This is a genomic window from Bacillus nakamurai (genome assembly GCF_001584325.1).
Taxonomy (GTDB): domain Bacteria; phylum Bacillota; class Bacilli; order Bacillales; family Bacillaceae; genus Bacillus; species Bacillus nakamurai.
Map to the genome: position 1 here is coordinate 32,452 of NZ_LSAZ01000026.1, position 22,521 is coordinate 54,972.

Below are 22,521 nucleotides of genomic sequence, written 5' to 3' on the forward strand. Positions count from 1 at the left end.
ATGAGACTTGATAAATTTTTAAAAGTATCCAGATTAATTAAACGCCGCACATTGGCAAAAGAAGTCGCCGATCAGGGGAGAATCACCATTAACGGAAATCAGGCAAAAGCCAGCTCTGACGTAAAAGCGGGAGACGAACTGAAGGTCCGTTTCGGTCAAAAGCTTGTTACTGTAAAAGTAAATGAACTGAAAGAAACGACGAAAAAAGAGGAAGCCGCAGGCATGTACACGATCGTCAAAGAAGAAAAACTCGGCGAGTAGGCTTGTTCTAAACCAAGCTCCCGCCTCATACAATGCAGTAATAATGCTAAAAGTATCGAGGATATGGGGGCTGAATAGATGAATTCATATTATGAGCAAAAAGGTTCTTCTTCTGTTCCGGAACAGCATGACGTGACAATGAAAGGCAGAAAGCATTTAGACATTTCGGGCGTCAAGCATGTAGAAAGTTTTGACAACGAAGAGTTTTTGCTGGAAACGGTTATGGGTATGCTTTCGGTCAGAGGCGAGAATCTGCAAATGAAAAATCTTGATGTGGAAAAGGGAATTGTGTCCATAAAAGGCAGGGTGTTTGACCTTGTATATTTAGACGAGCAGCAAGGGGATAAAGCTAAAGGATTTTTTAGCAAGTTGTTTAAATGACGCTGACGACACAATTTTATACGATGCTGGCAATGGCCGGTATGGGCGCCTGGCTCGGAGCGTCACTTGATACATACAGGCTTTTTGTCATTCGCGCCAAAACAGCCAGGTGGCTGTTATTTATCCACGATATTCTCTTTTGGATTGTACAAGGGCTGCTGTTTTTCTACGTGCTGCTTAATGTAAATGAGGGAGAACTCCGGATATACATTTTTTTAGCTGTATTATTGGGCATTGCGACGTACCAAAGCCTTTGTAAACGAATGTATATAAAAATACTGAAATTCACCATTCATCTTGCGGTTTCTCTTTATCAATTTGCAAAAAAGCTCATTCAGAACGTGCTGTTTCGTCCGGTTGTTGGGCTGTTTAAGCTGGTGATCGGACTGGCTGCGTTTCTTTCTTTATACTCTTACCGAATGATTGCTTTTTTCGTATTATGTCTTTATAAGATCATGAAATTCTTGTTATATCCGCTGTATTTCCTGTTAAAACAAATATTGAAACTTCTTCCTGAAAAGTGGCGTCTTACTTTCAAACGATATTTTCAAAAGGGTGCAGGATTTTTAAAACAGAGCAAGAAACTATTCATAACAATCAGATCGACCATTATACGTATTTTGAAAAGGTGAAAGGAGGACCGTCTGGTTTGAATCTATCTAGGGAACGAACAATAACTGAAATTCAAAACGACTATAAAGAGCAGGTAGAGCGGCAATCTCAGCTTATGAAAAGAAGGCGAAAAGGGCTGTTCAGACGGTTGATTGTATTCGGCGCCCTTGTGTTGTTAACGGCTATTGTCTTAGCAAGTTCTCTTTGGTCACAAACCTCTTCCCTTAGCGCAAACGAAGAAAAGAAAGCACAGCTGGAAAAAGAAATCAAAGGATTGAAAACAAAACAAGCAGATTTAAAAGATGAAATTACCAAATTAAAGGATGAGGATTACGTCACAGAGCTTGCCAGAAGAGACTTGTTTATGTCAGGAAATGGTGAAATTCTCTTCAATGTAGAGAAGAAGAGCAAGTAGCCTTGTTGACACTTAAATTTTTATTTAGGTATAATTAAACAAACGATCTTTTTATAAGCCTAAGGAGGAGCACTTTTTTTATGTCGATTGAAGTTGGCAGCAAGTTGCAAGGGAAAATAACAGGTATTACAAATTTCGGAGCGTTTGTTGAATTGCCTGGAGGCTCAACCGGTCTCGTTCATATCAGTGAGGTAGCCGATAATTATGTGAAAGACATTAACGAACATTTAAAAGTCGGCGATCAAGTTGAAGTGAAAGTCATCAACGTTGAAAAAGACGGGAAAATTGGTTTATCAATCAAAAAAGCTAAAGACCGTCCGCAAGCCAGACCTAGAAATGATTTCCGTCCGAAAGAATCTTTTGAACAGAAAATGAACAAGTTTCTTAAAGATAGCGAAGATCGCTTATCATCTTTAAAACGAAACACGGAATCAAAACGTGGAGGGCGCGGAGCAAGAAGAGGATAACTTGCTGCTTTCTATAAATACATGGGGCATCCGTCTATCCCAGCGGGTGCTTTTTTTGTATGCTCCTTTACGCAGTCTGAAAATTAAAACTTTAAACTTTCTGTTGACGGAATTAAGAAACCTTTGTATTATATAACTTGTGCTTATAAGCACTTATATGGCGGTGTAGCTCAGCTGGCTAGAGCGTACGGTTCATACCCGTGAGGTCGGGGGTTCGATCCCCTCCGCCGCTACCATATTTGTTAGGCCCGTTGGTCAAGCGGTTAAGACACCGCCCTTTCACGGCGGTAACACGGGTTCGAATCCCGTACGGGTCATCAAGCGAATCGGCTTCTGCTCTAGAAGCCGATTTTTTCATATTTAGACAACTTTTTGAGAAATGTCGGAGGAAATACGAGAGGAAAGGGGAACAAGGGAGAAAGCGTCGAAGAGTTCTTTGAAATCGTTACCTTCTTTTGACAAAATCCTATCTGTGCTTTCATTTATAATGACTAGCAACGAATAAAACAGGTGGGGGATGAGAGCAATGGAAAAAGCAGAAAGAAGAGTGAACGGGCCGATGGCCGGACAAGCTTTGGAAAAACTTCAATCGTTTTTTGAAAAGGCGGCTAAGCTCACAGTCCATCAAGCGCATTCACTTTTTTTCTATAAGGGTTTTATTTATGTCGTGATCGGCTTTTTACTCGGACGGGCTTTCATATTATCTGAGGTTCTTCCTTTTGCGCTGCCGTTCTTCGGGGCGATGCTTTTGATCAGAAGAGATAAAGCTTTCTATGCTTGTCTGTCTTTACTGGCAGGCGCACTGACCATTTCGCCGAAGCATTCTTTAATGATCCTGACAGCTTTAATCGTCTTCTCTCTTTTTTCAAAAATCGGCACCTTCATAATGCAGGATCGGGTAAAAATGCTGCCGATCGTAGTGTTTTTCTCTATGGCAGCGGCCAGAATCGGATTTGTATATGCCGAAAACGGAGGCTTTACAACCTATGATTACGTGATGGCTGTAGTCGAAGCTGGCTTGGCCTTTATTTTGACATTAATCTTTCTGCAAAGTCTTCCGATTTTTACAATAAAGAAAGTCAAACAATCTTTAAAAATAGAAGAAATCATTTGTTTTATGATCTTAATCGCCTCTGTACTGACGGGGCTTGCAGGTGTCTCGTTTCAAGGAATGCAGGCTGAACATATCCTGGCCCGCTATGTCGTGCTGAGTTTCTCTTTTGTCGGAGGGGCAAGCATCGGCTGTACCGTAGGTGTCGTGACGGGGCTGATCCTCGGGCTTGCCAATATCGGGAATCTTTATCAAATGAGTCTGCTTGCTTTTTCCGGTCTTCTTGGCGGGCTGCTGAAGGAAGGCAAAAAAGTCGGTGCAGCAGTCGGATTGGTGATCGGTTCGCTTCTCATTTCTTTATATGGAGAAGGATCGGCCGGATTAATGACCACCCTCTACGAATCTCTGATTGCCGTTGCGCTGTTTTTACTTACTCCGCAGTCCATTACGAAAAAGGTGGCGCGATACATACCGGGCACTGCTGAGCACATTCAGGAGCAGCAGCAGTACGCGAGAAAAATCAGAGATGTCACTGCGCAGAAAGTGGACCAATTCTCCAATGTGTTCCATGCCTTGTCCGAGAGCTTCGCTACGTTTCATCAGACGTCTTCTGATGAACAGACTGATGATGGAGAAATTGATCTCTTTTTAAGCAAAATTACAGAGCATTCCTGCCAATCTTGCTATAAAAAAAGCAAGTGCTGGGTTCAGAACTTTGATAAAACATATGATTTAATGAAACAAGTTATGCATGAAACGGAGAAAAAACAATACACATCGAACCGCAGGCTGAAAAAGGAGTTTCAGCAGCACTGTTCGAAATCAAGACAAGTTGAAGAGCTGATTGAGGACGAGCTTGCCCACCATCATGCCCATCTGACCCTGAAGAGAAAGGTTCAGGACAGCAGAAGGCTTGTTGCAGAACAGTTATTAGGCGTTTCTGAAGTAATGGCTGACTTTTCTCGGGAAATAAAACGGGAAAGGGAACAGCATTTTATTCAGGAAGAGCAAATGATTGAGGCGCTCCAGCATTTCGGAATTGAGATCCAGCATGTGGAGATATACAGCTTGGAGCAGGGGAACATTGATATTGAAATGACCATTCCGTTCAGCGGAGGCCATGGCGAGAGTGAGAAAATTATCGCCCCTATGCTGTCTGATATTCTCGAGGAGCAGATTCTCGTGAAAAGCGAACAGCACTCAAATCATCCGAATGGCTACAGTCATGTCGCGTTCGGTTCGACCAAGTCTTACCGGGTGTCGACAGGTGCGGCTCACGCGGCAAAAGGCGGCGGCCTTGTCTCCGGCGACAGCTACAGCATGATGGAGCTGGGGGCAAGAAAGTATGCGGCCGCGATCAGCGACGGCATGGGAAATGGAGCGAGGGCTCATTATGAGAGCAATGAGACCATCAAACTGCTCGAAAAGATCCTTGAATCAGGTATAGATGAAAAAATAGCGATCAAAACCATCAACAGTATTTTGTCTTTACGGACGACAGACGAAATTTACTCGACTCTCGATCTCTCTATTATTGATCTCCAGGACGCAAGCTGTAAGTTTCTGAAGGTCGGCTCAACGCCAAGTTTTATTAAGCGGGGAGATCAGGTCATTAAAGTGCAGGCCAGCAATCTGCCGATAGGCATTATTAATGAATTTGATGTGGAGGTCGTGAGTGAACAGTTAAAAGCGGGTGACCTGCTCGTGATGATGAGTGACGGAATATTTGAAGGGCCGAAGCATGTCGAGAATCATGATCTGTGGATGAAACGGAAAATGAAAGGGTTAAAAACAGAGGACCCGCAGGAAATCGCCGATTTAATGATGGAGGAAGTCATCAGAACACGCGCGGGCCAAATTGAGGATGATATGACAGTTGTGGTCATTCGGATTGATCACAATACGCCGAAATGGGCCTCCATTCCGGTGCCGGCTGTTTTCCAAAATAAAAAGGAGATTTCATAATCCCTTCGTATAAATCATTTCCCTTCTGGCGAAGATGTGACTAATCGTATCACCGGGAGGAATGTATGTGAATAAGGGACATTTAAATCAAGTTCTGCTGATTACAGATGGCTGCTCCAATCACGGCGAAGACCCGATCGCTATGGCGGCTTTTGCCAAGGAGCAGGGAATTACGGTGAATGTCATTGGAATTATGGAAGAAAACGCAATTGATCAAGAGGCAATGAAGGAAGTCGAAGGCATCGCAATGGCTGGAGGCGGCGTTCATCAAGTTGTTTATGCATCTCAATTGTCTCAGACGGTCCAAATGGTTACTAAAAAAGCGATGACCCAAACTCTCCAAGGTGTTGTCAATCAAGAGCTTAAACAAATCTTAGGAAAAAACGTTGAGATGGAGGAGCTTTCTCCGGAAAAACGCGGCGAAGTAATGGAAGTGGTCGATGAACTCGGGGAAACGGTTCATTTACAAGTGCTTGTTCTTGTTGATACGAGTGCGAGCATGGCGCCGAAGCTCCCGACAGTGAAGGAAGCGCTGATCGATCTTTCAATCAGTCTCAATTCCCGGGCGGGACATAATGAATTTGCTATGTGTATATTTCCCGGGAAAAGCCAAGAAGTTGAACTTGTACTGAATTGGACGCCGAAGCTTGAATCGCTTTCCGCACTCTTTGCGAAGCTGTCGACTGGCGGTATAACGCCTACCGGCCCTGCTATTAGAGAAGCGACGCAGCAATTTGAGAAAATCCGCTCAAGAAGGAGCATGTTGGCAGATGATGAACGACGCTTTAACGAGTTTGGTATGTAGTCTGACACCGGGAATGGCGATTCAGGGAAAATGGAACGGCAGATCCTACAGATTGCTCAGACAGCTTGGTAAAGGGGCTAACGGAATTGTATATTTGGCAGAAGCATCAGACGGACATGTCGCTTTAAAAGTAAGCGACGACAGCATGTCTGTTACCTCTGAAGTGAATGTCTTAAAATCCTTTTCAAAGGCCCGGTCGCAAACGATGGGGCCTTCTTTTTTTGATGCAGATGACGCGTTCATACCTCAATTGAAAAAAAGTGTATCTTTTTACGTGATGGAATACATAGAAGGCCCGCTTCTTCCGCAATATATCAGCAGTAAGGGCATGGAATGGATTCCGGTGCTGATGGTGCAGCTTCTTTCAAGCTTATCCGTTCTTCACCAGCAAGGATGGGTCTTTGGCGACCTCAAGCCGGAAAACCTCATTGTAACCGGCCCTCCGGCTGCTATTCGCTGCATAGATGTGGGCGGGACGACAAAACAGGGAAGAGCCATTAAAGAGTATACAGAGTTTTACGATAGAGGGTATTGGGGGTATGGTACAAGAAAAGCAGAACCATCCTATGACCTGTTTGCCGTTGCAATGATCATGATTCACTGTGTGCAAAAAAAAGAATATAAAAAGACAAGTCAGCCAAAAGAACAGCTCCGTTCCATTATTGAAGGCCATCCGTTTTTGAATAAGTATAAGAAGGTTCTGTTTTCTGCTTTAAACGGTCAATATTCGTCTGCCGAAGCCATGAAGCATGACATATTAACGGCGGGCCAAAGCTCCGGGAGCAGAAAAAAAGCCGCCCCGCAGCCAAAGCAGCAGCGGGTTAAACCGCGCCAAGGCACAGTCGCGCAGACACGATATAAGCCCAAACAGAAATCAGCAAAATCGAATGGCTTGTTTGAAACACTGCTTATTTTGATCAGCGTTCTTGCCCTTTATTTTGCTTACATCGTCTTTTTTCTGATCTAGCGGGATCAGGGGTGAACAGCCATGCTTCTTCTTTGCTTGAAGGGATTGAAAGTGATAGGATATGTATATCTTTAAAAAACCTGCTCACCGTGAGGAGGACATTGTGAAAAGCGTGAAAGACTTTTTTAAAAACTATCATCTTCAGGCAGAGGGAGAAACCATCATTGCAGGCGTCTCCGGAGGCCCTGATTCAATGGCGCTTCTCAGTTTGCTGAACAAGCACTTCGGGCGGTCTTCTGTTATCATTGCGGCGCATGTCGACCATCAGTTCAGGGGAGCTGAATCTGAAGAGGATATGAGGTTTGTGCAGGCATATTGCGAAGCGGAACACATCATCTGCGAAACGATACAGATTGATGTCACTGCATATGCAAAGAAGTATAAGCTGAATAAGCAGGCTGCCGCGCGTGAATGCAGATATCAGTTTTTCAAAGAACTGATGGCTAAGCATCAAGCGAAGTATTTAGCGCTGGCCCATCATGGTGATGACCAAATCGAAACCATGCTCATGAGGCTTGCTAAAGGGGCGCTTGGGGCCGGGCTTCTGGGAATGCGGCCCGTCCGCGCATTTGAATCCGGTTTTCTGATCAGGCCTTTTCTTTCTATATCGAAGGATGATATTCTCGAATATTGCCGTCAAGAAGGGCTGAGCTACAGAACGGATGAGAGCAACACAAAAGATGATTATACAAGAAACAGATTCAGAAAGACCGTGCTCCCTTTTTTAAAACAAGAATCACCTGACGTTCACAAAATGTTTCAAAAGGTAAGTGAAGCTCTGACAGAAGATGAGCAATACTTGCAGTCATTAACGAAAGAACGAATGAATAAGGTTATTACAAGCAAGTCTGACACATCAGTTGAAATCAATTCCTCTCTATTGCTTGCCCTTCCGATACCTTTACAAAGAAGAGGAGTTCAACTAATATTAAACTATCTTTATGAAAACGTTCCATCAACGTTTTCCGCCCGCCATATTCACCAGTTTCTCGAATGGGCTGAAAACGGCAGCGCCTCGGGAGTGCTTGACTTTCCGAAAGGGCTGAGGGTGGTCAAATCATACCAGACATGTTTGTTTACATTTGAACAATGGCAATGTGAAAAAGTTCCCTTTGAGCTGCAGCTGCACGGAGCTGAAGGCGAGACGGCTGTTCTCCCCAACGGCTTTTTGATTGAGGTCGCAGATGATGCCGATCCTCATCTCGAAAATGGGAATGCTGTTTTTATGACAAGCAGGAATAAGGTGCAATTTCCTTTAACTATCCGGACGAGAAGAACCGGAGATCGCATAAAACTTAAAGGGATGAATGGCTCAAAAAAGGTAAAGGATATATTTATTGATGAAAAATTGCCTCTGCAAGATCGGAATGAATGGCCGATTGTAACGGATGCAAGCGGTGAAATTATCTGGCTGCCTGGCTTGAAAAAATCCATCTTTGAAGATCTTGTGATTTCAAACAGTGACCGCATTGTATTACAATATAGACAGCATGAAAAGTGTAGGGGGCAAGCATTAACATGAAACAAGATATTGAAACAGTGCTGATCTCAGAAGAAGAGATCCAGCAGAAAGTAAAAGCGCTTGGAGAGCAATTAACAAGCGAGTACAGCGATAAGTTTCCGTTAGCGATCGGTGTGTTAAAGGGAGCTCTTCCTTTTATGGCGGATCTTTTGAAACATATTGATACATATTTGGAAATGGACTTCATGGATGTATCAAGCTACGGAAATTCCACGGTTTCTTCCGGAGAAGTAAAAATCATAAAAGATTTGGATACATCTGTAGAAGGCCGGGACATCTTAATCATTGAAGATATTATCGACAGTGGGTTAACCTTGAGCTATCTCGTAGAACTCTTCCGATATCGTAAAGCGAAATCAATTAAGATTGTTACCCTTTTGGATAAACCAAGCGGCAGAAAAGCGGACATTAAAGCCGACTTTGTGGGCTTTGAAGTTCCTGACGCGTTTGTTGTGGGTTACGGACTTGATTATGCCGAACGCTATCGCAATCTGCCTTACATCGGAGTCTTAAAACCGGCGATTTATGAAAGCTGATTGGCTGCCTGCTTCCGAGATGGTTATCAGTTGTATTGGAATGATTTTCTATGGTACTATTGAACATAGTTGTGCTTACTGTGGGAGGAGGTAAGGAATGAATCGGGTCTTCCGTAATACCATTTTTTATTTACTTATTTTATTAGTAGTAATCGGGGTTGTGAGTTACTTCCAGACCTCAAACCCGAAAACAGAAAATATGTCGTACAGTACGTTTATCAAGAACCTCGATGAAGGTAAAGTTGAAAGCGTATCGGTTCAGCCTGTCAGAGGTGTTTATGAGGTCAAAGGACAGCTGAAAAAATACGACAAAGATCAGTACTTTTTAACACATGTTCCTGAAGGAAAGGGAGCAGACCAGATATTTAATGCGATTAAAAAGACGGACGTAAAGGTTGATCCCGCACAGGAAACAAGCGGATGGGTGACGTTCTTAACGACCATCATTCCATTTGTCATCATCTTTATTCTGTTTTTCTTCCTGCTCAATCAAGCTCAGGGCGGCGGAAGCCGTGTCATGAACTTTGGAAAGAGCAAAGCGAAACTGTACACGGAAGAGAAGAAACGCGTGAAGTTTAAGGATGTAGCCGGAGCGGATGAGGAGAAGCAGGAACTTGTAGAAGTTGTTGAGTTTCTGAAAGATCCCCGCAAATTTGCCGAGCTTGGTGCAAGAATCCCTAAAGGTGTTCTCTTAGTAGGACCTCCGGGTACCGGTAAGACTTTGCTTGCGAGAGCCTCTGCCGGCGAAGCAGGCGTTCCTTTCTTCAGCATCAGCGGATCTGACTTCGTTGAAATGTTTGTCGGTGTCGGTGCTTCCCGTGTGCGTGATTTATTTGAGAACGCGAAAAAGAACGCGCCTTGCCTGATCTTCATCGATGAGATCGACGCAGTGGGCCGTCAGCGGGGAGCGGGTCTTGGCGGCGGACACGATGAACGTGAACAGACGCTGAACCAGCTTCTTGTAGAGATGGACGGTTTCAGTGCGAACGAAGGAATCATTATTATCGCTGCGACAAACCGTGCGGATATTCTGGACCCTGCATTGCTCCGTCCGGGACGTTTTGACCGTCAGATTACGGTAGACCGTCCGGATGTCATCGGCCGTGAAGCCGTATTGCAGGTCCATGCGAGAAACAAACCGCTTGATGAAACGGTGAACTTAAAAGCGATCGCTTCAAGAACACCGGGCTTCTCAGGTGCCGATTTAGAAAACCTGCTTAACGAAGCAGCACTCGTTGCTGCCCGCCAAAACAAGAAAAAAATTGATATGCGCGACATTGATGAAGCGACAGACCGCGTCATTGCGGGGCCTGCGAAGAAGAGCCGCGTCATTTCGAAAAAAGAACGCAATATCGTGGCTTACCACGAAGGCGGCCATACCGTTATCGGACTTGTATTAGACGAAGCCGATATGGTTCACAAAGTAACGATCGTTCCGAGGGGTCAAGCAGGAGGATACGCGGTTATGCTTCCTAGAGAAGACCGTTACTTCCAGACAAAACCTGAACTTCTTGATAAAATTGTCGGTCTCTTGGGCGGACGCGTTGCCGAGGAAATTGTCTTCGGCGAGGCCAGCACTGGAGCTCACAATGACTTCCAGCGGGCAACGAATATTGCCAGAAGAATGGTGACAGAGTTCGGTATGTCTGAAAAACTCGGACCGCTTCAATTCGGTCAATCTCAAGGCGGTCAAGTATTCCTGGGCCGGGATTTCAATAACGAGCAAAACTACAGTGATCAAATCGCTTACGAAATCGATCAGGAAATTCAGCGCATCATTAAAGAATGTTATGAGCGTGCGAAAACGATCCTGACTGAAAACCGTGATAAACTTGAATTGATCGCCCAAACATTGCTTGAAGTTGAAACGTTAGATGCAGAACAAATCAAGCATCTTGTGGATCACGGAAAACTCCCTGAGCGCAATTTCTCAGATGACCATCTCAAAAAAGATGATGTGAAAGTTAACATTCTGTCTAAAACAGAAGATGAAAAGAAGGACGACTCTAAAGAATAGATCGCTTTCTGATATGAAAACCGCCGGCATATACCGGCGGTTTTTTTACTGGTCTCGTTTTGTTTACAAAAGAGCCGGTGATCGTGTATGGTATTGTAGAATGTTGAAAAAGTAATGATAAGAAACTATTCAAAAGTGGTGATAGAGGTTGTTACTGGTTATAGATGTGGGGAACACCAACACCGTGATTGGTGTATATCATGATGGGGAATTAGAATATCATTGGCGTATAGAGACGAGCAGGCATAAAACAGAGGACGAGTTCGGAATGCTGCTTCGCTCCTTATTCGAACATGTCGGCCTGATGTTTGAACAGATCGAAGGGATTATTATCTCATCCGTTGTTCCGCCGATTATGTTTTCTTTAGAAAGAATGTGTACAAAATACTTTCATATCGATCCGCAAATTGTCGGTCCCGGTATGAAAACAGGTTTAAATATAAAATATGACAACCCTAAAGAAGTAGGGGCAGACCGCATCGTCAACGCTGTTGCGGCGATTCAGCTGTACGGAAGTCCGCTCATTGTAGTCGATTTTGGAACTGCGACAACGTATTGCTATATTGATGAAAACAAACAATACATGGGCGGAGCCATCGCGCCGGGCATTACGATTTCGACTGAAGCGCTGTACTCGCGCGCGGCCAAGCTCCCGAGAATCGAAATAGCGCGTCCGGACAATATTATCGGGAAAAACACGGTAAGCGCAATGCAATCCGGCATTTTGTTCGGTTACGTCGGACAAGTTGAAGGCATCGTAAAACGGATGAAATGGCAGGCTAAACAAGAGCCGAAAGTCATCGCTACCGGCGGTCTTGCGCCATTAATCGCAAAAGAATCAGATTGTATAGACATTGTTGACCCGTTTCTGACTCTGAAAGGATTAGAAATTATTTATGAACGAAATCGTGTGGGTCATGTATAGGAGGTAACTATGGATTATTTAATTAAAGCAATCGCATTTGACGGTAAAGTACGGGCTTATGCGGCCCGAACAACGGATATGGTAAACGAAGCGCAAAGACGGCATGACACATGGCCGACCGCTTCAGCGGCTTTAGGCCGGACGATGACGGCTTCTCTTATGCTCGGAGCCATGTTAAAAGGAGAAGATAAACTGACAGTAAAGGTAGAAGGCGGCGGACCGATCGGAGCCATTGTCGCTGATGCAAATGCAAAAGGCGAAGTCAGAGCATACGTATCAAATCCTCACGTTCATTTTGACCTTAATGAACAAGGTAAGCTGGATGTCAGACGCGCCGTCGGAACAGACGGGACGCTGAGTGTCGTAAAAGACTTAGGACTGCGCGAATTCTTTACGGGGCAAGTGGAGATTGTGTCAGGCGAACTTGGTGATGACTTTACGTATTACCTCGTTTCATCAGAGCAAGTGCCATCATCTGTCGGTGTAGGGGTGCTCGTGAACCCTGACAATACCATTCTGGCAGCGGGCGGGTTCATTCTTCAGCTTCTGCCGGGAACCGATGAGGAGACCATTTCAACAATCGAACAGCGCTTGTCCCAGGTCGAACCGATCTCAAAATTAATTCAAAAAGGCCTGACACCGGAAGAAATTTTAGAAGAAGTATTAGGACAAAAACCGGAAGTTCTTGAAACAATGCCGGTCAAATTTCACTGTTCTTGTTCCAAAGAACGTTTTCAAACAGCCATTTTAGGACTAGGCAAAAAAGAAATTCAAGATATGATAGAAGAAGACGGAAAAGCCGAAGCGGTTTGCCATTTTTGTAATGAGAATTATTTATTTACAAAAGAAGAACTGGAAGAGCTTCGTGACGAAACAACCCGCTAGCTCTTTAGCGGGTTGTTTTAATTTAAAAAAGGGATGGGGTAGAATTTGAAATCAAGAACGATATGGACCATTATTGTAGGAGCGCTTTTAGTGGGCTGCACAGTTGTCGCGTACACCTTAACAAAATCCCAAGCAGCAGGATCTTCTCAAGAATCAATCGCATCAATTGGGGATAAGAGCATCACGAGACAAGAGTGGATGAAAAAAATGGAGGACCAATACGGAAAATCAACACTAGAAGACATGATTAACACCGAAGTGGTAGAAGAGCTTGCGAAAAAGAACAAACTCACAGTATCAAACAGCGAACTTGAACGCGAATTCCTTTTAATAAAAGCCGTCAATAATTCATTTTATGAAGACGATCATGTAACGGAAAAGGAATGGAAAGACCAGATTCGCTACAACATTCTGCTGGAAGAGCTGTTAACGAAGGACATCGATATCTCGGATAAAGAAATGCAATCATTCTATAATAAAAATAAAGAACTGTACCAATTTGATGATTCCTACAGAATCAGGCACATCGTCGTAAAGAGCGAGAAAGAGGCTGAACGGGTGCTGGCTGATTTGAAGGGCGGTTCAAGTTTTGAAGCCGTCGCCGCAGAACGCTCAACAGACAGATATACATCCCAATACGGCGGAGATCTCGGTTTTGTAACGGAAAACCAGGACAATATCCCGCCCGCTTATATTACAGAAGCGAAAAATCTTAAAGAAAACGAATGGTCCTCTGAACCGATCAAAGTTTCTGCCGGTTATGCCGTCATTCAGCTGAAAGAAAAGCTCAAAGCGAGAACTTTCTCATACAATGAAGTAAAGAGCCAAATCAGAAGGCAAATCGCTATGGATCAATTAGGTGACAAAGCGACAGTCAAAACGTTGTGGAAAGAGGCTGGAGTCTCCTGGTTTTATGAGGATAAAAGAACTAAATGATTGACAAAAAATTTTGAAATTGATAAGTTGTATACATAATACCAATAAATTTAGTCGGAAATTGAGGTGTCCAAGATGGTGCGTATTGCAAATTCTATTACTGAATTAATCGGAAATACTCCAATTGTAAAATTAAATCGTCTGACGGACGAAAACAGTGCAGACGTATATCTGAAGCTTGAATACATGAATCCGGGCAGCAGCGTAAAAGACCGAATCGGAGTTGCGATGATCGAAGCCGCTGAAAAAGAAGGCAAATTAAAAGCGGGAGACACGATTATTGAGCCGACAAGCGGAAATACAGGAATCGGGCTTGCGATGGTTGCAGCGGCAAAAGGCTTAAAGGCGATTCTCGTAATGCCTGACACGATGAGTATGGAGCGCCGCAATCTTCTGCGCGCATACGGAGCGGAGCTTGTGCTTACTCCCGGCGCAGAGGGAATGAAGGGTGCCATTAAAAAAGCAGAAGAGCTTGCGAAGGAGCACGGCTATTTTGTGCCTCAGCAGTTTAACAATGCGGCAAATCCTGAAATCCACCGTCAAACGACAGGAAAAGAAATTGTAGAACAGTTTGGAGACGACCAGCTTGATGCGTTCGTTGCCGGGATCGGTACAGGCGGAACCATTACAGGAGCAGGCGAAGTGCTGAAAAAAGCATACCCGTCCATCAAGATCTACGCAGTAGAGCCGGCTGATTCACCGGTGCTTTCCGGCGGAAAACCGGGTCCGCACAAAATTCAGGGAATCGGAGCGGGCTTTGTGCCGGAAACATTAAATACAGAAATTTATGATCAAATCATTCCTGTACAAAACGAGGATGCATTTGAATATGCCCGCAGAACCGCAAAAGAAGAAGGGATCCTCGGCGGTATTTCTTCCGGGGCAGCGATTTACGCCGCTCTGGAAATTGCGAAAAAATTGGGGAAAGGCAAAAAAGTGCTTGCCATCATCCCGAGTAACGGAGAACGCTACTTAAGCACGCCGCTTTATCAGTTTGAATAGAAAAACACACGCGCGGCTCCCGGTTATCCGGGAGTTTTTTTTGTCCGAAGTATCTTAAATCCAAAAATCGCTTCGAATCTTATGGTTGGAAGAGAAATTCACTTTTTTCACTCACGTGATTGCTTTAAAATAAAATTAAGAGAAAACGAAGCAGAGGATTGATACGATGGCACAACGCAGACCGGCAGGAAGAAAAATACCTTTTAAAAAACAAGATTTCTTACAACAATATGAAAACCTTGCGAAATTGAGAAAGCGGCATGTTTTGCTCGAAAGTGCGAGAGGGGGAAGGTTCAGCATAGCCGGTCTAGATCCGATTGCGTCTGTAAAAGGGAAAGACGGGATTACGACGATTAAGCATAAAGGGGAAACGCTGTTTAAAGAAGGTGACCCGCTGCGTGCCTTTCACAGCTGGTTTCAGACACTGGGAACTGAAACTAAAGAAGAATTCCCTGATTTTCAAGGCGGAGCGATCGGTTTTATAAGCTACGACTATGCCCGATATATAGAGCATTTTAAAATGCTTTCCTTAGATGATCTGGAAACGCCTGATATCTACTTTCTCGTATTTGATGATGTCGCTGTTTTTGACCACATGGAGGAAGCGTTATGGCTCATTACCCATACTGAAGATGGAGATGAGGAGCTGACCGAAGCAAAGCTTACCGAGTTAGAGCAAATGTGGCGGTCCCGCCAGACTGAAAATGTGCCTAACCAGGCACTGAAGCAAGGCGGAGACGGATCATACGCCTCTCCGTTTACCGAAGAAGGATTCTCGCAAGCAGTAGAAAAAATTAAGCAATATATCGGGAGCGGGGATGTGTTTCAGGTTAATTTGTCCATTCGTCAGTCTCAGCCCCTCTCAGCCCATCCTTATGAGGTGTATAAGCACTTAAGAGACGTTAATCCGTCACCTTATATGGCGTACCTGGAGACACCGGGCTTTCAAGTGATATGCGGATCGCCTGAACTATTGGTGACGAAAAAAGGGAAGAAGCTCGAAACGAGGCCGATCGCAGGCACGCGTTCCAGAGGAAAAGATGACGCTGAAGACAAGGCGCTGGCTGACGAGTTAATTCATAATGAAAAAGAACGCGCGGAACACGTCATGCTTGTGGATCTGGAACGAAATGATCTCGGGCGTGTATCCCGCTACGGCTCCGTTCGTGTGAACGAGTTTATGGCGATAGAAAAGTACTCCCATGTCATGCATATCGTGTCAAATGTACAGGGAGAACTGCAGGACGGATATGACGCGGTGGACATCATTCACGCGGTTTTCCCCGGCGGCACGATCACGGGAGCGCCTAAGGTTAGAACGATGGAAATTATAGAAGAGCTTGAGCCGACAAGACGAGGGCTTTATACTGGTTCTATAGGATGGTTCGGGTTTAACGGAGATTTGCAGTTTAACATCGTGATCCGGACGATCTATGCATCAGGAGGACATGCTTTTATGCAGTCCGGCGCAGGAGTGGTCATTGATTCGGTTCCTAAGCATGAATATAAGGAATCGTTCAAAAAAGCTTTTGCGATGAAAAAAGCGTTAGAGCTGAGTGAAGAAGAGACAAAAATCAGATGAGGTGAGCAGAGATGATATTAATGATTGACAACTACGATTCATTTACTTATAACTTGGTTCAGTATTTAGGGGAGCTTGGGGAAGAGCTGATCGTCAGGCGGAATGATGAGATGACGATCGAGCAAATCGAAGAGCTGGCACCGGATTTCTTAATGATTTCACCGGGGCCGTGCAGCCCTGATGAGGCGGGGATCAGCCTTGAAGCCATCAAACATTTTGCAGGGAGCATCCCTATTTTCGGAGTCTGCCTCGGACATCAGTCAATCGCCCAGGTTTTCGGCGGCGACGTCGTCAGAGCGGAACGGCTTATGCACGGTAAAACATCAGAAATCATGCATGACGGGGAGACGATATTTAAAGGCCTGCAAAATCCATTGGTCGCCACCCGTTACCATTCGCTTATCGTCAAAGCGGAAACATTGCCTAGCTGTTTTACGGTATCCGCGGAGACTAAAGAGGGAGAAATTATGGCAATCCGCCATAATGAGCTGCCTATCGAAGGCGTTCAATTTCACCCTGAATCGATCATGACCTCCTTCGGAAAGGAAATGCTCAGAAACTTTATTGAGACGCACCGCAAGAAGGAAGTGACGGTGTGATTATATATTTGAATGGTCAATATATAGAGGAGAAAGAGGCAGTGCTTTCTCCTTTTGACCATGGTTATCTGTACGGAATCGGCGTGTTCGAGACTTTCAGGCTCTACGGAGGCCGGCCTTTTCTGCTGGACGGCCACATCGGCAGGCTTAAACGGGCGCTTCGTGACGTGCAGATTGCATATGACGTCAGCAGGCAGGAACTGCTTGATATGCTGGATAAGCTTTTGCTTTTGAATGACATAAAGGACGGCAGCGCCCGGGTCAGGCTGAACATTTCAGCCGGTATCAGTGATAAAGGCTTTGCCGCTCAAACCTATGAAAAGCCGACAGTCCTTTGTTTTGTCCACCCGCTGAACCCTGAAACACTGCCTGTTCAAAAAGAAGGCAAGCTCCTCTCAATTCGGAGGAATACGCCTGAAGGATCACTTCGGTTAAAATCCCATCACTACTTAAATAATATGTACGCCAAACAGGAAATTGGCAATGACCCCAAATATGAAGGGATTTTCTTGACTGAAGAAGGGGATGTCGCAGAGGGCATTGTTTCCAATGTCTTTTGGCGTAAAGAAAACACGGTGTATACACCTTCCTTGGACACAGGCATACTTGACGGTGTGACAAGGCAATTTGTGATCGGTGAAATGAAACGGCAGGGAACAGAAGTCATCGAAGGCCGATTCCCTTTTCAATCTATGCTTGAAGCGGATGAGGCGTGGATGACAAACTCTGTTCTTGAGATTATTCCGTTTTCTAAAATAGAAGAAGCACAGTTTCCGGGAGTGAGCGGAGAGACAGTACAATTTCTCCAGAAGCTGTATCAGCAAGACATAAACAAAATGAACTTACAGAAGGAGGAACAAAATGGCGCAGCAAACGATTGAACAGCCCAAACTGATTCATACAAAAAAAGGCATTCTGTCTTATAAAGAGAAGACGCTCGTTATGGGGATATTAAACGTAACGCCTGACTCCTTCTCTGACGGCGGTAAATACGACAGTACGGAAACAGCTCTCGTGCATGCGGTGAAAATGGCCGAGGAAGGCGCTCATATCATCGATATCGGCGGTGAATCGACCAGACCGGGCGCATCATTTGTTTCTGTTGATGAAGAATTGTCACGGGTGATTCCGGCGATTGAACGGATTACAAACGAATTGGACGTTCCGATTTCTATCGATACGTACAAAGCTTCTGTGGCAGATGAAGCTGTAAAAGCAGGAGCCTCCATTATTAATGATATCTGGGGGGCAAAGGGCGACCCTGACATGGCGTCAGTAGCCGCCGCCCATGGCGTTCCGATTATCTTAATGCACAACCGGCAGGAGAGAAACTATAACGACCTTATTCCAGATATGCTTGCCGACTTGATGGAAAGCGTAAAGATCGCGGCGGAAGCTGGTGTTGAAGATAAAAATATCATCCTTGATCCGGGGATTGGATTTGCGAAATCATACGAGGACAACCTGGTCGTCATGAATCAGCTTGAACTGTTCAGCAACTTGGGCTATCCGCTGCTTCTCGCTACTTCAAGAAAAAGATTCATCGGCCGTGTGCTTGATCTTCCTCCTGAGGAGCGTGCTGAGGGGACGGGAGCGACAGTTTGTCTTGGCATTCAGAAGGGCTCTGACATTGTCAGAGTGCACGATGTAAAACAAATCGCAAGGATGACGAAGATGATGGATGCTATGTTGAATAAAGGGGGCGTACATCATGGATAAAGTATATGTAGAAGGTATGGAGTTTTACGGATACCACGGTGTATTTGAGGAAGAAAACAAATTGGGACAGCGTTTCAAGGTAGATCTTACAGCTGAACTCGATTTGAGCAAAGCGGGACAAACTGACGATCTGGCTTATACCATTAATTATGCGGAGCTTTACAGCGTCTGCAGGGAAATCGTAGAGGGCAAACCTGTCAATCTGGTGGAGACGCTTGCGGAACGGATTGCGGACACTGTCCTCAAGAAGTTTGACCCGGTGCAACAATGTACGGTAAAAGTCATTAAACCCGATCCCCCGATTCCTGGCCATTATAAATCGGTAGCGATTGAAATGACGAGAAAGAAATCATGAACAATACAGCATATATCGGCCTCGGATCAAATATAGGCGACCGCGAACGCTATTTGCGGCAAGCAGTGGCAATGCTCGCGCAGCATCAGCATGTAACGGTGACGAAGGTGTCCTCAATATACGAAACAGACCCGGTCGGATACGAGGACCAAGATCAGTTTCTCAATATGGCGGTTGAAGTCAATACCTCTCTGTCTCCTTTTGAACTTCTGGAGCTGACACAAAACATCGAAGCCGAATTAGGCAGAACGAGAGAAGTCCGCTGGGGACCGCGAACGGCAGACCTTGACATTTTGCTGTATAATCGTGAAAATATTGAAACAGAGCAGCTGATTGTTCCGCATCCGAGAATGTATGAGCGCTTATTTGTCCTTGCGCCATTAAAAGAAATATGTCCGCAAGCTGACAATATAACAATAAGCGCTGAAACAAAACAAGAAGGTGTAAGAGTATGGAAGCAGAAATCTGGGGTAGACGAATTCGTGCATTCAGAAAGCTGAAAGGGTATACTCAAGAAGGGTTTGCAAAAGCAATAGGTATATCAGTTTCCATTCTCGGCGAGATTGAACGCGGAAACCGTTTGCCGTCAGCTGCGGTCATTCGTGACGCGGCTGATGCTTTAAATATAAGCGCGGAGGAATTGGCTCCGCCGGAAAATAAACGAAAGGAGGACAAATAATGTTTAAAATCGGTGATATTCAATTGAAAAACAGAGTGGTTCTTGCCCCGATGGCAGGAGTCTGCAACGCCGCATTCAGGCTGACCGTTAAAGAATTCGGAGCGGGTCTGGTATGTGCGGAAATGGTAAGTGACAAAGCCATCCTGTACAACAATGCAAAAACAATGGGAATGCTCTATATAGAGGAAAGAGAAAAACCACTCAGCCTTCAGATTTTCGGAGGAGAGAAAGAAACCCTTGTGGAAGCGGCTAAGTTTGTAGATCAAAATACGACTGCTGATATTATTGATATTAACATGGGTTGTCCAGTTCCAAAGATTACAAAATGCGATGCGGGAGCGAAATGGCTCCTGGATCCGAACAAAATTTATGAAATGGTATCTGCTGTGGTTGATGCCGTTGACAAGCCTGTCACAGTGAAGATGAGAATGGGATGGGACGAAGATCACATCTATGCGGTGAAAAACGCTCAAGCCGTTGAACGGGCAGGCGGAAAAGCTGTCGCTCTGCACGGCCGTACAAGAGTGCAAATGTACGAAGGCACTGCGAACTGGGATATCATTAAAGAAGTGAAGCAGTCCGTCTCTATTCCTGTTATCGGAAACGGTGATGTCAAAACGCCTCAGGACGCCCAACGCATGCTTGATGAAACCGGCGTTGACGGCGTAATGATCGGCCGCGCGGCACTCGGAAATCCGTGGATGATTTACCGTACGGTTCAGTATCTTGAAACAGGTGAATTAAAAGATGAACCGCAAGTTCGCGAAAAAATGTCAGTATGTAAACTGCATCTGGACCGTCTGATCAAATTAAAAGGCGAGAACGTGGCAGTCAGAGAAATGAGAAAACACGCTGCCTGGTATCTGAAAGGCGTCAGAGGCAATGCGAAGGTCCGCAACGAAATCAACCATTGTGAGACGCGTGAAGAACTTGTACAGCTTTTAGATGCATTTACGGCTGAAGTAGAGGCAAAAGAGCTTCAAGATGCAAAAGTAGGATAATATCCACCTCTATTTGCTGCTCACTGCCAGCTTTCCGCTGGCAGTTTTTCTGCTTTTTTCATGAAATCAAAATGTAACGGAGTGATACCAATGAGTCAAGAAGAGCAAAATCATGAGGAATTGAACGACCAGCTGCAAGTCAGACGCGATAAAATGAACCAATTGAGAGAAAACGGCATTGATCCTTTCGGTGAACGTTTCGAAAGAACACATCAATCTCAACAAATCATTGAAGCCTATCAAGAGCTTTCTAAAGAAGAGCTGGAAGAAAAAGCGATTGAAGTCACTATTGCAGGCCGCATGATGACTAAGCGCGGAAAAGGGAAAGCCGGCTTTGCGCATCTGCAGGACTTAGAAGGACAGATCCAGATTTACGTAAGAAAAGACAGTGTCGGCGACGAACAATACGAAATCTTCAAGTCTTCAGACCTCGGTGACGTAGTCGGAATCACAGGAAAGGTCTTCAAAACAAATGTAGGCGAGCTTTCTGTCAAAGCCACATCTTTTGTACTGCTGACAAAAGCGCTGCGTCCGCTGCCTGATAAATACCATGGATTAAAAGACGTTGAACAGCGCTACCGCCAACGCTATCTTGATCTCATCGTGAACCCTGACAGCAAACAGACCTTTATCACACGCAGCAAAATCATCCAAGCGATGAGAAGATACTTAGATGACCACGGATACTTAGAAGTTGAAACGCCAACGATGCACAGCATACCGGGGGGAGCATCCGCACGCCCGTTCATTACTCACCATAATGCGCTGGACATGCCTCTTTATATGCGTATTGCGATTGAACTTCATTTGAAACGCCTGATCGTCGGCGGTTTAGAAAAAGTCTACGAAATCGGACGCGTGTTCCGTAACGAGGGTGTCTCTACTCGTCATAACCCTGAATTCACCATGATCGAGCTGTATGAAGCATACGCTGATTATAAAGATATCATGAGCCTGACAGAGAACCTTGTCGCTCATATTGCGCAAGAAGTGCTTGGAAGCACCACTATCCAATACGGCGAGGAGCAAATTGACCTGAAACCGGAATGGAAAAGAATCCATATGGTAGACGCCGTGAAAGAAGCGACCGGTGTGGATTTCTGGAATGAAATGACGGTGGAAGAAGCACGCGGCCACGCAAAAGAACACGGTGTGGAAATTACGAACACAATGACAGTCGGCCATATCATTAATGAATTCTTCGAACAAAAAATTGAAGAAACACTAATCCAGCCGACATTTATTTACGGCCACCCGGTAGAAATCTCTCCTCTTGCTAAGAAAAATCCTGAGGACCCTCGCTTCACAGACCGTTTTGAGCTGTTTATCGTAGGCCGTGAGCACGCCAACGCATTTACAGAGCTGAATGACCCTATCGATCAGAGAGAGCGGTTTGAAGCGCAATTAAAAGAAAGAGAAGAGGGAAATGACGAAGCGCATATGATGGACGAAGACTTCGTTGAAGCTCTTGAGTACGGCATGCCGCCGACCGGAGGATTGGGCATCGGCATTGACCGTCTTGTCATGCTCTTAACAAATGCTCCGTCTATCAGAGATGTTTTATTATTCCCTCAAATGAGACACCGTTAATAAAAGAGATGCGCCGTTTCTGCCGTACTGCAGTGCGGCGCTTTTTGAAAATCTTACATCCCGAAAACTTTTTTGGTTTTCTTTCAAAAAAACTATTGCACTATTATTTATGGGATGGTATATTATTATTCGTTGCCGCTAAAACAAGGCGCTGACGAAAAAAAGAAATTCAAAAAGTTGTTGACTTCAAGAGATTGATAAGATATAATAATAAAGTCGCTTGAACGAAAGACAGGATGATCTTTGAAA

24 protein-coding genes and 2 tRNA genes are annotated in these 22,521 nt (G+C 44.9%); all 26 read left to right on the forward strand.

From position 1 onward, the window contains the following. The 26 genes from AXI59_RS12770 (at position 1) to lysS (ending at position 22,272) form a co-directional block, all read left to right on the forward strand. The gene (locus AXI59_RS12770; RefSeq protein WP_061521564.1) at positions 1-261 is read left to right on the forward strand and encodes an RNA-binding S4 domain-containing protein; all 261 of its coding nucleotides are present in this window, start codon (positions 1-3) and stop codon (positions 259-261) included. A gap of 78 nt (positions 262-339) precedes the next feature. After that, positions 340-642 carry a sporulation protein YabP gene (gene yabP, locus AXI59_RS12775; protein WP_004264638.1) on the forward strand — a complete coding sequence of 101 codons (303 nt, stop codon included), beginning with the start codon at positions 340-342 and terminating at the stop codon, positions 640-642. Continuing rightward, complete coding sequence (gene yabQ / locus AXI59_RS12780; protein ID WP_061528430.1) at positions 639-1,274, forward strand: spore cortex biosynthesis protein YabQ; 636 nt, start codon at positions 639-641, stop codon at positions 1,272-1,274. Before yabP ends, yabQ begins: the two co-directional genes overlap by 4 nt. Positions 1,275-1,291: 17 nt before the next feature. Further along, complete coding sequence (divIC, locus tag AXI59_RS12785) at positions 1,292-1,669, forward strand: cell division protein DivIC (RefSeq protein ID WP_061521566.1); 378 nt, start codon at positions 1,292-1,294, stop codon at positions 1,667-1,669. 80 nt (positions 1,670-1,749) lie between these two features. Continuing rightward, positions 1,750-2,136, forward strand: coding sequence for a S1 domain-containing RNA-binding protein (locus AXI59_RS12790; RefSeq protein WP_004264630.1), 387 nt, complete (start codon positions 1,750-1,752; stop codon positions 2,134-2,136). A 159-nt stretch (positions 2,137-2,295) separates the two neighbouring features. Beyond that, positions 2,296-2,372 (forward strand) — tRNA-Met (locus AXI59_RS12795). 9 nt (positions 2,373-2,381) lie between these two features. Then, positions 2,382-2,453 (forward strand) — tRNA-Glu (locus AXI59_RS12800). A 209-nt stretch (positions 2,454-2,662) separates the two neighbouring features. Then, positions 2,663-5,152, forward strand: a complete 2,490-nt coding sequence (gene spoIIE / locus AXI59_RS12805; protein ID WP_061528431.1) for a stage II sporulation protein E — start codon at positions 2,663-2,665, stop codon at positions 5,150-5,152. A 67-nt stretch (positions 5,153-5,219) separates the two neighbouring features. Then, complete coding sequence (locus AXI59_RS12810; RefSeq protein WP_061521568.1) at positions 5,220-5,957, forward strand: vWA domain-containing protein; 738 nt, start codon at positions 5,220-5,222, stop codon at positions 5,955-5,957. After that, on the forward strand, positions 5,923-6,924 hold the full coding sequence (locus AXI59_RS12815) for a protein kinase domain-containing protein (RefSeq protein WP_061528432.1): 1,002 nt from the start codon (positions 5,923-5,925) through the stop codon (positions 6,922-6,924). Before AXI59_RS12810 ends, AXI59_RS12815 begins: the two co-directional genes overlap by 35 nt. Before the next feature lie 103 nt (positions 6,925-7,027). Beyond that, positions 7,028-8,446 (forward strand): tRNA lysidine(34) synthetase TilS, encoded by a 1,419-nt coding sequence (tilS, locus tag AXI59_RS12820; RefSeq protein ID WP_061521585.1) that lies wholly within the window; start codon positions 7,028-7,030, stop codon positions 8,444-8,446. Then, a complete protein-coding gene (gene hpt / locus AXI59_RS12825) occupies positions 8,443-8,982 on the forward strand; it encodes a hypoxanthine phosphoribosyltransferase (protein ID WP_061521570.1) in 540 nt (179 codons plus the stop codon). Before tilS ends, hpt begins: the two co-directional genes overlap by 4 nt. A 97-nt stretch (positions 8,983-9,079) precedes the next feature. Then, positions 9,080-10,999 (forward strand): ATP-dependent zinc metalloprotease FtsH, encoded by a 1,920-nt coding sequence (gene ftsH / locus AXI59_RS12830; RefSeq protein ID WP_061528433.1) that lies wholly within the window; start codon positions 9,080-9,082, stop codon positions 10,997-10,999. Between the two features lie 148 nt (positions 11,000-11,147). Continuing rightward, positions 11,148-11,924: a type III pantothenate kinase gene (locus AXI59_RS12835; protein WP_061521572.1), complete on the forward strand. Its 777-nt coding sequence runs from the start codon at positions 11,148-11,150 to the stop codon at positions 11,922-11,924. Between the two features lie 9 nt (positions 11,925-11,933). Next, complete coding sequence (gene hslO / locus AXI59_RS12840; protein ID WP_061528434.1) at positions 11,934-12,809, forward strand: Hsp33 family molecular chaperone HslO; 876 nt, start codon at positions 11,934-11,936, stop codon at positions 12,807-12,809. A gap of 45 nt (positions 12,810-12,854) precedes the next feature. Next, positions 12,855-13,745 (forward strand): peptidyl-prolyl cis-trans isomerase, encoded by an 891-nt coding sequence (locus AXI59_RS12845; RefSeq protein WP_061528435.1) that lies wholly within the window; start codon positions 12,855-12,857, stop codon positions 13,743-13,745. A gap of 75 nt (positions 13,746-13,820) precedes the next feature. Further along, complete coding sequence (gene cysK / locus AXI59_RS12850) at positions 13,821-14,747, forward strand: cysteine synthase A (protein ID WP_061521575.1); 927 nt, start codon at positions 13,821-13,823, stop codon at positions 14,745-14,747. A 166-nt stretch (positions 14,748-14,913) separates the two neighbouring features. After that, positions 14,914-16,329, forward strand: a complete 1,416-nt coding sequence (locus AXI59_RS12855; RefSeq protein ID WP_061528436.1) for an anthranilate synthase component I family protein — start codon at positions 14,914-14,916, stop codon at positions 16,327-16,329. Positions 16,330-16,340: 11 nt separating this feature from the next. Further along, positions 16,341-16,928, forward strand: coding sequence for an aminodeoxychorismate/anthranilate synthase component II (pabA, locus tag AXI59_RS12860; RefSeq protein WP_061521577.1), 588 nt, complete (start codon positions 16,341-16,343; stop codon positions 16,926-16,928). Continuing rightward, on the forward strand, positions 16,925-17,809 hold the full coding sequence (gene pabC / locus AXI59_RS12865; RefSeq protein WP_061521578.1) for an aminodeoxychorismate lyase: 885 nt from the start codon (positions 16,925-16,927) through the stop codon (positions 17,807-17,809). The genes pabA and pabC overlap by 4 nt, the downstream gene beginning before the upstream one ends. Then, positions 17,790-18,647, forward strand: a complete 858-nt coding sequence (gene folP / locus AXI59_RS12870; RefSeq protein WP_061528437.1) for a dihydropteroate synthase — start codon at positions 17,790-17,792, stop codon at positions 18,645-18,647. The genes pabC and folP overlap by 20 nt, the downstream gene beginning before the upstream one ends. Further along, a complete protein-coding gene (gene folB / locus AXI59_RS12875) occupies positions 18,640-19,002 on the forward strand; it encodes a dihydroneopterin aldolase (RefSeq protein WP_061521580.1) in 363 nt (120 codons plus the stop codon). The genes folP and folB overlap by 8 nt, the downstream gene beginning before the upstream one ends. Next, the gene (folK, locus tag AXI59_RS12880; RefSeq protein ID WP_061528438.1) at positions 18,999-19,502 is read left to right on the forward strand and encodes a 2-amino-4-hydroxy-6-hydroxymethyldihydropteridine diphosphokinase; all 504 of its coding nucleotides are present in this window, start codon (positions 18,999-19,001) and stop codon (positions 19,500-19,502) included. The genes folB and folK overlap by 4 nt, the downstream gene beginning before the upstream one ends. Then, positions 19,454-19,681, forward strand: coding sequence for a helix-turn-helix domain-containing protein (locus AXI59_RS12885; RefSeq protein WP_061528439.1), 228 nt, complete (start codon positions 19,454-19,456; stop codon positions 19,679-19,681). The genes folK and AXI59_RS12885 overlap by 49 nt, the downstream gene beginning before the upstream one ends. After that, positions 19,681-20,682: a tRNA dihydrouridine synthase DusB gene (gene dusB, locus AXI59_RS12890; RefSeq protein WP_061528440.1), complete on the forward strand. Its 1,002-nt coding sequence runs from the start codon at positions 19,681-19,683 to the stop codon at positions 20,680-20,682. Before AXI59_RS12885 ends, dusB begins: the two co-directional genes overlap by 1 nt. A gap of 90 nt (positions 20,683-20,772) precedes the next feature. After that, positions 20,773-22,272 carry a lysine--tRNA ligase gene (gene lysS / locus AXI59_RS12895; RefSeq protein ID WP_061528441.1) on the forward strand — a complete coding sequence of 500 codons (1,500 nt, stop codon included), beginning with the start codon at positions 20,773-20,775 and terminating at the stop codon, positions 22,270-22,272. Positions 22,273-22,521: the final 249 nt, after the last annotated feature.

What these genes read in the sequence shown, in the direction of transcription:
- spoIIE (WP_061528431.1), top strand. Translation starts at nt 2,663, where the DNA reads ATGGAAAAAGCAGAAAGAAGAGTGAACGGGCCGATGGCCGGACAAGCT.
- dusB (WP_061528440.1), top strand. Translation starts at nt 19,681, where the DNA reads ATGTTTAAAATCGGTGATATTCAATTGAAAAACAGAGTGGTTCTTGCC.
- cysK (WP_061521575.1), top strand. Translation starts at nt 13,821, where the DNA reads ATGGTGCGTATTGCAAATTCTATTACTGAATTAATCGGAAATACTCCA.
- yabP (WP_004264638.1), top strand. Translation starts at nt 340, where the DNA reads ATGAATTCATATTATGAGCAAAAAGGTTCTTCTTCTGTTCCGGAACAG.
- folP (WP_061528437.1), top strand. Translation starts at nt 17,790, where the DNA reads ATGGCGCAGCAAACGATTGAACAGCCCAAACTGATTCATACAAAAAAA.
- pabA (WP_061521577.1), top strand. Translation starts at nt 16,341, where the DNA reads ATGATATTAATGATTGACAACTACGATTCATTTACTTATAACTTGGTT.
- hslO (WP_061528434.1), top strand. Translation starts at nt 11,934, where the DNA reads ATGGATTATTTAATTAAAGCAATCGCATTTGACGGTAAAGTACGGGCT.
- folB (WP_061521580.1), top strand. Translation starts at nt 18,640, where the DNA reads ATGGATAAAGTATATGTAGAAGGTATGGAGTTTTACGGATACCACGGT.
- AXI59_RS12855 (WP_061528436.1), top strand. Translation starts at nt 14,914, where the DNA reads ATGGCACAACGCAGACCGGCAGGAAGAAAAATACCTTTTAAAAAACAA.
- hpt (WP_061521570.1), top strand. Translation starts at nt 8,443, where the DNA reads ATGAAACAAGATATTGAAACAGTGCTGATCTCAGAAGAAGAGATCCAG.
- AXI59_RS12815 (WP_061528432.1), top strand. Translation starts at nt 5,923, where the DNA reads ATGATGAACGACGCTTTAACGAGTTTGGTATGTAGTCTGACACCGGGA.
- AXI59_RS12770 (WP_061521564.1), top strand. Translation starts at nt 1, where the DNA reads ATGAGACTTGATAAATTTTTAAAAGTATCCAGATTAATTAAACGCCGC.
- AXI59_RS12885 (WP_061528439.1), top strand. Translation starts at nt 19,454, where the DNA reads ATGGAAGCAGAAATCTGGGGTAGACGAATTCGTGCATTCAGAAAGCTG.
- lysS (WP_061528441.1), top strand. Translation starts at nt 20,773, where the DNA reads ATGAGTCAAGAAGAGCAAAATCATGAGGAATTGAACGACCAGCTGCAA.
- yabQ (WP_061528430.1), top strand. Translation starts at nt 639, where the DNA reads ATGACGCTGACGACACAATTTTATACGATGCTGGCAATGGCCGGTATG.
- ftsH (WP_061528433.1), top strand. Translation starts at nt 9,080, where the DNA reads ATGAATCGGGTCTTCCGTAATACCATTTTTTATTTACTTATTTTATTA.
- AXI59_RS12790 (WP_004264630.1), top strand. Translation starts at nt 1,750, where the DNA reads ATGTCGATTGAAGTTGGCAGCAAGTTGCAAGGGAAAATAACAGGTATT.
- folK (WP_061528438.1), top strand. Translation starts at nt 18,999, where the DNA reads ATGAACAATACAGCATATATCGGCCTCGGATCAAATATAGGCGACCGC.